Genomic DNA, 11228 nt, shown 5'->3' with positions numbered 1-11228 from the left:
AGACCCTATAAAATAGAGTCAGTTAAATAAATGTTTAGCACTTTTTTTCTAACTGTCCATTCTATAGGTACCAGTTTAAAACTTTATTGCAGTTTCTTTTATCTATAAAAATAAGTTTAAGGAAATAATTAAGAAACATAATTATATTTGAGGTTTTCTTAATGAAGGATAATATTAAGAAGTTTATTAAAAATAGAGTTGCCTTATGTTATAATTAGATTAGATATATACTAGGATTTATAATAGTACCTATATAAAGTAAGGTGAACTGAATTGTATAATAAGGAATTAGTAAGAGCTCTAGATGCTATAAGTTATGAAACTAAACTTGGTAAAAATTTAAAGAATACCCTTAGAAAAGTAGATAAAGAAGATTTGATTTCAGAGCTAAAAGAGTATCGATTATTTATAAAAAAACGAAGAAAATTATTGATGGAGATGACATATAGGATTAAATCACTTCAATCTATAAATATTAAATATAGTAGGTATTATCCTAGTAAAGAAATAGGAGCATGTTTTAATGATATATTAGGAATTAGGGTTATTATTGAAAACTACAATATAGATTTAGATCACCATAATATAAAACATGTAGATATGGTTAATGGTAAGAAAAATGATGATGGGTATAGAGATTATCATATTTATTATAAAAAAAGCAATTATCATTATCCAATAGAAGTACAGTTCTTTACTAGAAGAGATTACGAATTTAACATGTGGTTATACAAGTATGTATATAAATATAAGGATAATAAAATTGGAATAAAGTTAAAGGAATTATATGATGAAAATATTATAAATAATGAAGATGAATTTAAGGAGGCTTTAAAAATTGTATTATATATTAGTGAAGGAATTTAATGCCATCGGGTCAGTAGTTTATGGTTCAAATGATTCTAAAGAAGTAGACATGATAGATGATTTATTAAACTATAAATTAGAAGGTATGGATAAACAAGTTGTGTTGTTATCTAATTTAGAAATGTGGAAAGAATATGAACCTTTTAATATAGTAGCTACAGTTGGAGAATTTATTGATAGGGCTATTCTAAACTAGATATATAGTTTTAAAGATATTAATGCAAATGGAAAATATCCAGATGAAGAGCATTTAAGAGAGAATCGTAAGGCGTTTTTTAGAAGCTTATATTTTAGAGTTAAGAAATTTAATTTAGAAGAAATTACGGAGTCATTTTATGATTTATAAAAGATGATGGTAAGGAAGTTCGGTCATTCTTCCCTTACAACGAGGGCAGAGCCTTGTAAAAAAATGGATAGAGTTTGGAAGTAAGAAAATATAGGGTTATCAATAAGAAGTTTGATAGACTTATTTAGTAACTTATAAAGGTACAAGTAGTATGAAAATATAATAATTTAAATTATGAGGCTGTAATAGGGGTAAAAACTTTATTATAGCTTTTTATCTAAGATTTTTTTGAAATTTTCTGTGGAAGTGAGATAAGTATGGTTATTTTTAAAATTACTAAAACTAGAAAAAGAAAGAGTTTTAAAGGGTAGAGTGAAATACGCGCTACCCTAGATTATCTTTTCAATTTTAACATTTAATTTATATTCTGAGAAAATATCGAGTAATTTATCAGCTTCTTTTTTAAGTCCAATAGACTTGCTCCAATGGCATCCATCTATTCTAGTGTATTCAAAAGAGAGATATTTAAATCCACCTTTTGGACCAATTGTTTTAATAATGTTGGTAGCTGTTTTAAGTTCTTTAAGGTCGGTGGTTTTAGTTTTAGAAGGTTTTTGTAAATACTCTTCATCAATAATTTCAAGGCTATTCCATAATACATCTAAAATTATATTGTTTTCAAACTTGACAGTAATCAAATTATCATTTGATCTACTCCAAATACCCTGTTGTCCTATAGTAATACCTTTTATTCCTGCGATTAGACCTTCACCGTATTTGGTTAAATCTGTTTTTAATTCAACTTTTATATTATTCATAAATTCTCCTTTAATAACTAAATATATTAGTAAAATTATAACCTAAAATGGATATTGATGTAGCGAATTTTGAAAATAGAGTTTTCCAAATAAGCACATCTGAGGAATAGTTTTTTACCTGGTGCAAGTAGTATCGGAAATTAGCAATTTCATTTCGAAAATTAAACTCACGATATTAATGTCGTGAGTTATTTAATACTTTAATATGCAGGTGATTTCGCAGTAAATAGTGTATAGTAGTGGATGTTATACTGGAAAGTTTATAAAAAACGCTACCCTTTTTATATGCTCCTATAAAAAGAATAGCGTTCTTCTGTAAACTAAATGTTATTTTAATGTCTTCTTAACAAAAACAGTAAAATATAATAGGCTAATAAGCGCAGATATAGCACAAACAATAAATAACGCTTGATATCCCATGAGTTGTGAAACAAATCCTAGACTAATAGATCCTAAACCAATACCTAAATCAAAAGCGGTAAAAAATGTTGCGTTCGCCACTCCAATTTTCTCTGGTTTAGCTAATCGTAGAATCGCTACTTGAAGGGCCGGTTGTGCTGATCCAAATCCAATTCCATACAAAATAGCGGTAATAACTAGTCCAACAGTCCCTTTTGTAAATGTTAGGACTAATAGTGCGACAATTAGTATAAAGAGTGCGGGAATAATAATGACATCTTCTCCATACTTATCAGATATCTTTCCAGTAATTGGTCTGGTTACTGTAAGTGTTAAAGCATAAACTAAGAAAAAAGTACCAACATTAACTTGAATTTTTGCCGCAAACAGTGGTAAAAATGTTGTAATTCCACCAAAAGTAATGGATAGGAAAAATGTAACAATAGCCATTGGTAAAAGGTCTTTTTCAAAAAATGATATTGTGTTTTTATGTGTATTCTTAATTACTGGGATTTTTGTGAAAAATGCAAGTATAAATGCAATAAGCGCTAATGCTGTGCATAACAAAAATAGATAATGGAATGAAAATGATTTAGCTACCCAAAGACCTAATATTGGTCCTAAAGCCATACCCAAAGTCATTGAAAGTCCATACCATCCCATTCCTTCTCCACGACGAGATTTTGGAATGACATCAGTTACAGCAGTTCCTATAGAAGTTGTAGCAAGTGCCCAACTTATTCCATGGAGTATACGTAATATAACTAAAAATATAATTACTGTTACAAAGTCATAAAAATACATTGTAATTGCAAAAAATATTAGTCCACTTATTATGAATACTCTTCGCCCATATTTATCCATTAAGCCTCCGACAATAGGGCGAACAATTACTGCCGATATTGTAAACACGCCAACAATAAATCCAACTTGAGATTCGCTTCCACCTATTTCTTTAATAAATATAGGTAGTGTTGGCATTAGTAAATAAAAACCACTAAATAGTAATAATGCTGTAATTGTCAGCATTATGTAGTTCTTTGTCCATAGACGTTCCATTGTAATTCAATCCTTCTTTCGTATAAATTTAATAAATTGATAATAAAAATCTCTCAGCAATTGGGTTATTACCCAAAAAAGTAGTAAGATAAGCGAATAAAAAAGTAGTACAACACCTATAAAAGTGTTGGTACTACCTATAGAGTGAGAATCGTTTTGTTAATTAGAATGTACTTGCTACTTTAATAGCTTTTTCAAGACCAATAGAAATAATTTCTTCTGCTTTATCTGGGGATTGCTTGTGGCCTTCAATCACTATAGTCTCTATACCTGTTGCGCCGAAGAAGCCCATCATGCTTGCTACATATTTAACGGCCATTTCCATTTCAGCTGCTGGGCCTGTAGAATACACACCTCCACTTGCATTTAATAATGCAATTTTCTTATTTCCAATAAGACCTACTGGACCGTCTGGCGTATATTTAAATGTTTTACCAGCACGATTTAAGTAATCAATATATGTATGTAGTACAGCTGGAATTGTTAAATTCCATAGCGGGAAACCAAATATAACTTTATCAGCTTCAAGGAATTGATTTAAATATTTATCAGCAACAGCAACTTCTTTCGCTTCCTTTTCTGTTAAATCAAGTTCTCTACTAGCCTTAAAAGTACCATTGATCATATCTACTCCTACATATGGTAAATATTCATTGTATAAATCAAGCTCCACCACTGTATCATTTGGATGTGATTCTTTATAGCTTGCTAAAAAAGCCTCATATAATTTTACGCTAACCGCCTCATCTGCTGGACGATTGTTTGCTTTTACGAATAAAACTGTTGTCATTATCTTGTCCTCCTGTTAATTATTATTAAGTTGTTATATTAATCATTTAAGATAGGTATTCAATTACAATACATAGTGTATTGATTTTTTAGTGAATCCTATTTTTTTATAGTAAAATAAACACAGTCAACTTGATTGACTATATTCTATATAGTATAATAGAATTAATAAAAAGTCAACCTAATTGACTTTTCTTGAGGAGGTTTTATATATGGATCATCAAGTATTTAGTGAATTAGATCTTACATCACTTTTGTTAGTATCTTTTAGAGCCGCGATTAACGAACTACATGATAGATTGAGTGAATTGGGATTTGAAGATATTAGACCCACACATGGTTTTATGTTTACATACATCAACCCAGATGGAGCAACAGGTATAGAATTAGCTGAATATTTAGGAATTACAAAGCAAGCTGTGAGTAAAATGGTGGATTATCTTGAGAAAAGCGGTTATGTAATGCGTAAAACTCATCCCACTGATAAGAGAGGGAAAATTATTGTTTTGACTGAGCGAGGATTGTTAGTAATGAAAGCAAAAGAGGAGATACTAACTGATATTGAGCAACGTTGGATTGAAAATATAGGTGCCAAGCAAATGCAAATGATCAAAGAAGATTTAATGAAATTAGTTCAGGGAGCAAAGGAAGATAAATTGTCATCGAAGTTAATACCAGTTTGGTAGCAATTTCGTGTCAGGCAAGCTGACGACTCAAAAATACCCCCGGGGGAAACAGGATTTTTAAAAGATATTATAATAAATCCACTTATTGAAGGTGGAGATTATTCTTATTACTCTGGATATTATGAAAACCAAAATTTTGAAGATGGTTGTGTTAGATAAAAATTTATATAAGCTATTTAAAATAAAAGTTTTGAGGATGCTCAAAACTTTTATTTATTGTACTTTTCAAAACAAGATTTACATATGCAGGCCTTTCTTTTTTTTATCATCTGGAACCATATCTAAAATATGCTTAGGAAAGGTAACTGTATTACACCAACATTCCTTTTGACCGTGTTTACAATTGTTATCCTGTCCGCAAAGTGGACATATTATCTCAGGTTGTTTTAAGCTCACTATAATCACTCCTTAAATTTTTTATAGCCATTTTGTAAAAAATATAATTTAGATGTTTTCTTACTAAATAATATTACTACTTAATACTATGTTTTGGAGCAGGTTTCTATAACGATTATATTAGAAATTTAAGAGTTAGCGTAAAAGCTGACTCTTTTTCGTTTATTCAAGTAATTAGGAATAGGTGATATTCTTATTGATGAAAGTATATTTAATAAAGAATGATTAGTAGCAGATTATGAAAAATGATTGGATTAAAAGAAGTATTAAGTTTTATTTAAGAGAGATTATTAATAACGTAAAAAGGTGATGATAATTGTTGCTAGAAATGTATTGACAAAAATAAAACAATCCGTTATTATTAAATTATGGAAATGAAATTCGTTATCAGTTAAGAAAAGTTATTAAATCAAGGAATGAATTTTATTAAATTGCTTGGAGGGGACTTAAAATGGAAGGAACTTTAAAGAAGGGATTTTTTTCAAGATTAAAGGGGAGTACTAAAAAAAAATCTTCAATTGATAATCTTAGTAAAGGAAAAATTAATAAAGATTACAGAATTACAGAAATAAAAAGTCATGATGAGGAACTAGATAATTTTTTATTCTCCCTTGGATGTTATGAAGGGGAAATGATTACACTAATTTCCATCTTAGGTGGTAACTATATTATAAACATTAAGGATGCAAGATACAGTATAGATAAGGATTTAGCAAGTGCAATAAAAATAGAAGGAAAATAGAGATATTATAGTTTAGTTAAATTTGATGGGGGGATAATTATGAAAGTAGCATTAACAGGTAATCCTAATAGTGGGAAAACAACTTTATTTAATCTTATAACTGGGAAAAGTGAGAAGGTAGGAAACTGGGCTGGAGTAACAGTTAGTAAAAAAGAAGGGGATGTTAGAAAGTCTCTAAATAAAAAAGGTACATCAATGAAGGTTATAGATTTACCTGGGGCATATTCTATGTCGCCATTTACAAGCGAAGAAAATATAACTAGGGATTTTATTAAAAATGAAAATCCAGATGTTATTATAAATATAGTAGATGCAACAAATCTTAGTAGAAGTTTATTTTTTACTACTCAGCTATTAGAACTTGAGATACCAGTTGTAGTTGCATTAAACAAAAGCGATTTAAATAGAAAACAAGGCATAACAATTAATATTAAAGAGCTAGAGAATATACTAGGATGTCCTATTATTGAAACTGTTTCAATATCTAATAGTGAAAATGGGATAGATAAATTAATTGATAAAGCTATAGAAGTTAAAGGATTAAAACAAAAATCACCATTTAAAGGGGACCGTGTTGATTTATCAAATGCAAAAGAAGTAGAAGGAAACGATAAAAAGAGATATGACTTTGTTAAAACAGTTGTAGGAAAAGTTGAAAATAGAAAGGTACAAAGTAACAAAGCAACAATGCAGGATAAAGCAGATAGGATACTTGCACATAAATGGTTTGGGTTACCTATATTTGTCCTTGTTATGTTGGGAGTATTTTCAATATCACAAACATATTTAGGACCATTTTTAGCAGATACTCTTGTAGGGTGGATTGATAAATTTGGTGTAGTTGTAGAAGGATTTCTTGGCGAGGGTGTTTCGCCAGTACTTAGCTCGTTATTATTAGATGGAATTATTGGTGGAGTTGGAGCCGTTGTTGGATTCCTACCTTTAATTATGATTTTATTTTTCTTAATTGCTCTATTAGAAGATTGTGGTTATATGGCTAGAATAGCAGTTATAATGGACGGGTTATTCAAGCGTATCGGACTTAGCGGAAAAAGTATTATTCCTATGATCATTGGGACAGGGTGTGCTATACCGGGAATAATGGCAACAAGAACAATAAAAAATGAAAGACAAAGAAGAACAACAGCTATGTTAACACCTTTTATACCATGTGGAGCCAAATTACCTGTAATTGCTCTATTTTCAGGAGTATTCTTTAATGATTCAGCATGGGTTGGAACATCAATGTATTTTATTGGGATATTACTTATAATTGTTGGTGCATTAATTATAGTTAGAATAACAGGTGAAACTAATGCGAAAACATTCTTTATTATGGAATTGCCACAGTATAAAGTTCCAAGTTTAAAGAGAGCGACTATTTCAATGTTCTCAAGAGGAAAGGCTTTTATAGTTAAGGCAGGAACAATTATATTACTATGCAATACAGTTATTCAAATTATGCAAACTTTCAATTGGAAGTTTGAAGTAGTTGCAGAAGGGGCTCAAAATACAAGCATACTAGCTACAATAGCATCACCATTTGCATTTGTATTAATTCCATTAGGATTTGGAGTATGGCAATTGGCAGCAGCTGCAATTACAGGTTTTATAGCTAAAGAAAATGTTGTTGGAACTTTAGCAGTTGTTTATTCAATAACAAACTTTATAGATACAGAGGAGTTTACTTTATTATCTGGAGGAACAGAGATAGGACAAATGATGGGACTTACTACGGTAGCAGCACTTGCATACTTAATGTTTAATTTATTTACGCCTCCTTGTTTTGCAGCTATTGGAGCTATGAATTCAGAAATGGAAGATAAAAAATGGTTGTGGGGCGGAATAGCATTCCAGTTTGGTACTGGATACACGATTGCATTCTTAACTTATCAAATAGGAACTTTAATTACTACAGGATCAGTAGGGGCTGGATTTATACCAGGATTAGTTGCAGTAACAGCTATGATAGTAACTGTAGCATACCTTATGAAAAAAGGTAGTGAAAAAAGCAAAAGTATATCTAGAAACGAGGTAAAAGCATGGGGAATATAGTTGTAGTATTAATAATTATAGTTATATTAGCCATATCAGTTACCAAAGTAGTTTCAGATAAACGAAAAGGTATAAAGTGCATAGGATGCCCACATAGTAAAGAATGTCCTAGTAAAAGCTGTAATCCTTCAAAATAATGTGAAAGAGTATTGATTTTAAAATCAATACTCTTTTTTACGATCACTTGTAGGACATGACTACAGAAGAACTACTAACAGGGAGTGGAACTATTATAGTTAGAATTAGTATAATAAATTGAGTAATTAAACTAGGATAGCGTTAAAAACATAAAAAACCACCTATTTAATGTAAAATTGCTTTGAAGAACAAACTCAACATAAGAAAGGTGGTTTATATGATAAACGATCAAGAATGTATTACTACAAAATTGAAAAAACACTAGAGAAAATGGTGATTTTATCATCGCTACGTTTGAAAAACTTAATTGCAATGATTATCGAGATTATAAATTCTCAATCAGTTGTGTTATCCAAAATATCACAAGAATTAAAAGATTCGTACTCTTCAGGCACTGAAGATAGTAAAATCAAGAGATTACAAACAAGACCTTAGGACTTAGATCCAGTCTCGGAGAATATAAAACCAGCCACACCATTAAGATTGTACGAGGGAATTTTTGATTAAATTCAGTGAGAAATGAGAGGTTTTATCTAATGTAAAACTGTGGTACTCCATAAGGCTACATAATTAATTTTTGAGCATCTACACGGTGTTCTGTTTCTCATGCCTAATATGATTATCTATTATTATAAATTACACAGAAACATTTAATTTATTAGTTTTGTTATATATATATAAATGCTAGAGTATTTTTAAGAATACTCTAGCAAATCAAAGATTTTCAAACTTATACGAGAGAGGTCGTTACGGGCCTTAGGAGCGTTTGTTATTTACAAACAAATGCCTGTTATACTTTTGGAGGTGTTCCTTCAGCATTTGATACAACTACATCTATTTGGACTAAAGCATCTTTAAGTAAAGCTGCTACGCCAACTGTTCTTCGTGCAGGAACACCGCTTGGGAAGAATGTTGTGTAAACTTCGTCTACAGCATCAATATCTGCGATATTTTTAAGGAAGATATTCACTTTAACTACATCGTCCATAACGTGGTCGACACTTTCTAGAATTGCCTTGATATTTTTTAAGCACTGTCCAACCTGCTCTTTTACACCACCAGCTACCATATTACCAGTTTTTGGATCTAAAGGTAATTGCGCTGAAATATGATTATAATGAGAGAAAGCTACAGTTTGTGTATATAGAGAACTTTTTGGTGCATTTTCTGTATTGTTTGCTACTATGATGAGCCCATGCCTGTCTTCAATAACTTGTGGTGGTGTACCATCTCCGTGTGACACTACAGCTTCAATTTGTACCAAAGCATCCATAGGTAAAGCTGAAGCCGCAACTATTGTCCGTGCTGGGACATAGGCTACGGACCTGGCGATAGCTGAGTCTGGGAAAAATGTTGTATAAACTTCGTCTACGGCTTCAATATCCGAGATGTTTTTAAGGAATATGTTAATTTTAACGATATCGTCAAAAGGAACGTCTATACTTTCTAAAATTGCCTTGATATTCTTTAAGCACTGTCCAGCCTGCTCTTTTACACCACCGGCTACCACTATACCAGATTTCGGATCGATAGGTAATTGAGCTGAAATATTATTGTAATGAGAAAAAGCTACAGCTTGCGTAGATAGTGCACTTATTGGCGCATTTGCCGTGTTATTTGTAAGCTTTATGATGTCGCCTGCTTGTGGTGCGTTTGGAATTGTACCTTCACCGTTTGAAACAAGTGCTTCAATTTGTACCAAAGCATCCATAGGCAAAGCTGCAACTGCAACTATCGTTCGTGTAGGAACATAGCTTGTGAAGAATGTTTTATAAACTTCGTCTACAGCGTCAATATCTTTGATATTTTTAACGAATACAGTGATTCTAACAACATCGCTCATAACATGGTCGATGCTCTCTACAATTGCCTTAATATTTTTAAAGCATTGTTCAGCCTGCTCTTTTACGCCACCAGCTACCAACTCACCAGATTTTGGATCGATAGGTAATTGAGCTGAAAGATTATTGTAATGAGAGAAAGCTACAGTTTGTGAATATGGACCTATACCTTTTGAAGCATTTTTCGTATTTCTTGCTAATACTGCGTTATAATCGTTCATTATACTATTCCCCTTTTGTAATATTTATTGATAGAATAATTAAAATTCATCTAAGTAAATTATACACCTTGGACTAAGTGCCATCAAGCTAATATTGGAATATATACAATTTAAGGACATTAATGTATATATAAGGACACAAATGTATATATACGCTATTCAAATTATAATACTATCTATTGATAGAATACTTTATTGTAAAATTAATAGACCTTTAGTTTTTTTAAAAAATTTAAAGGTCTATTTTATATTCTGATATTAATGCGTTATATGGTGCCTTTTTATTGTTTAAAGAGTTTTTATTTACTCTCAATGTTATCCGTCTAGGATATTTCCTACCTGGTCTAATTGGAATAACATTGCTAGAAATTTCTTTTATTATATTTTACCTCAATACCCCGGCATTTAAAGTATAATTCTTTAAAATCTTGGACGCTAAAATCTGTATCAAATACATTTGTAGCAATTTCGTGTCAGACAAGCTGACGACTCAAAAATTCCCCTGGGGGGAATCAGGATTTTCCAGGTACAAGTAGTGCTTAAAATAAAATAATTTTAATGATGAACTGTAATAGAGATATAAACTGGTACCTATAGAATGGACAGTTAGAAAAAAAGTGCTAAACATTTATTTAACTGACTCTATTTTATAGGGTCTTTTTTTATTGTAAAATATTTTAAAGGAGGATTGTAGTTATGGGAAGAATCTATTTTACAGATGAACAATTGAAAGATTTATCAGTAAATCCATTTGTAAAAAAAGCTAGTAATAAAGCTATTACTTATACAGATGAATTTAAGGAGTATTATGTTTCTGAATATAATACCGGGAAAATGCCATTAGAAATACTACGGAATGCAGGATTTGATGTTAAGGCTTTAGGAAAACAGAGAGTTGATAATTTATCGCGCCGATTTCTAAGTATGGGAA

The 11228-nt window shown here is 30.9% G+C and carries 13 protein-coding genes; 8 read left to right on the top strand and 5 right to left on the bottom strand.

Translation table 11 applies throughout. The annotated features are described in order from the left end of the window. Window positions 1-273: 273 nt before the first annotated feature. Complete coding sequence (locus tag BLS77_RS19610) at window positions 274-867, top strand: nucleotidyltransferase family protein (protein ID WP_175490925.1); 594 nt, start codon at window positions 274-276, stop codon at window positions 865-867. Next, window positions 839-1063 (top strand): DUF6718 family protein, encoded by a 225-nt coding sequence (locus tag BLS77_RS19135; protein ID WP_089973737.1) that lies wholly within the window; start codon window positions 839-841, stop codon window positions 1061-1063. Before BLS77_RS19610 ends, BLS77_RS19135 begins: the two co-directional genes overlap by 29 nt. A 479-nt stretch (window positions 1064-1542) precedes the next feature. Here BLS77_RS19135 and BLS77_RS19130 read toward each other — a convergent pair whose 3' ends face one another. The 3 genes from BLS77_RS19130 to BLS77_RS19120 form a co-directional block, all read right to left on the bottom strand. After that, window positions 1543-1971 (bottom strand): hypothetical protein, encoded by a 429-nt coding sequence (locus tag BLS77_RS19130; protein WP_089973734.1) that lies wholly within the window; start codon window positions 1969-1971, stop codon window positions 1543-1545. 327 nt (window positions 1972-2298) lie between these two features. After that, on the bottom strand, window positions 2299-3429 hold the full coding sequence (locus tag BLS77_RS19125; RefSeq protein ID WP_089973731.1) for an MFS transporter: 1131 nt from the start codon (window positions 3427-3429) through the stop codon (window positions 2299-2301). Between the two features lie 163 nt (window positions 3430-3592). Next, the gene (locus BLS77_RS19120; RefSeq protein ID WP_089973729.1) at window positions 3593-4219 is read right to left on the bottom strand and encodes an FMN-dependent NADH-azoreductase; all 627 of its coding nucleotides are present in this window, start codon (window positions 4217-4219) and stop codon (window positions 3593-3595) included. Between the two features lie 211 nt (window positions 4220-4430). Between BLS77_RS19120 and BLS77_RS19115 the strand changes: the two genes are divergently transcribed. After that, window positions 4431-4904, top strand: a complete 474-nt coding sequence (locus BLS77_RS19115; protein WP_089973727.1) for a MarR family winged helix-turn-helix transcriptional regulator — start codon at window positions 4431-4433, stop codon at window positions 4902-4904. A 237-nt stretch (window positions 4905-5141) separates the two neighbouring features. On the opposite strand, the gene BLS77_RS19110 is transcribed toward BLS77_RS19115, so the two are convergent. Next, window positions 5142-5300 (bottom strand): cysteine-rich CWC family protein, encoded by a 159-nt coding sequence (locus BLS77_RS19110; protein WP_207648710.1) that lies wholly within the window; start codon window positions 5298-5300, stop codon window positions 5142-5144. A gap of 451 nt (window positions 5301-5751) precedes the next feature. On the opposite strand from BLS77_RS19110, the gene BLS77_RS19105 reads away from it, so the two are divergent. The 4 genes from BLS77_RS19105 (at window position 5752) to BLS77_RS19090 (ending at window position 8670) form a co-directional block, all read left to right on the top strand. Further along, window positions 5752-6042 (top strand): FeoA family protein, encoded by a 291-nt coding sequence (locus BLS77_RS19105; protein WP_089973725.1) that lies wholly within the window; start codon window positions 5752-5754, stop codon window positions 6040-6042. A gap of 39 nt (window positions 6043-6081) precedes the next feature. Beyond that, window positions 6082-8097, top strand: a complete 2016-nt coding sequence (gene feoB / locus BLS77_RS19100; RefSeq protein ID WP_089973723.1) for a ferrous iron transporter B — start codon at window positions 6082-6084, stop codon at window positions 8095-8097. Continuing rightward, window positions 8085-8234: a FeoB-associated Cys-rich membrane protein gene (locus BLS77_RS19095; protein WP_089973721.1), complete on the top strand. Its 150-nt coding sequence runs from the start codon at window positions 8085-8087 to the stop codon at window positions 8232-8234. The genes feoB and BLS77_RS19095 overlap by 13 nt, the downstream gene beginning before the upstream one ends. Before the next feature lie 235 nt (window positions 8235-8469). Next, window positions 8470-8670 (top strand): hypothetical protein, encoded by a 201-nt coding sequence (locus BLS77_RS19090; protein WP_139164881.1) that lies wholly within the window; start codon window positions 8470-8472, stop codon window positions 8668-8670. Window positions 8671-9025: 355 nt separating this feature from the next. On the opposite strand, the gene BLS77_RS19085 is transcribed toward BLS77_RS19090, so the two are convergent. After that, window positions 9026-10297 (bottom strand): RidA family protein, encoded by a 1272-nt coding sequence (locus tag BLS77_RS19085; protein ID WP_089973718.1) that lies wholly within the window; start codon window positions 10295-10297, stop codon window positions 9026-9028. A gap of 696 nt (window positions 10298-10993) precedes the next feature. Here BLS77_RS19085 and BLS77_RS19080 point away from each other — a divergent pair. After that, on the top strand, window positions 10994-11228 hold a 235-nt coding region (locus BLS77_RS19080), incomplete at its 3' end, for an HTH domain-containing protein (protein ID WP_341423504.1).

Source organism: Clostridium gasigenes (assembly GCF_900104115.1).
GTDB lineage: Bacteria > Bacillota > Clostridia > Clostridiales > Clostridiaceae > Clostridium > Clostridium gasigenes.
The sequence above is the reverse complement of the archived record's forward strand: the minus strand, read 5'-3'. Positions and strand labels throughout refer to the sequence as shown.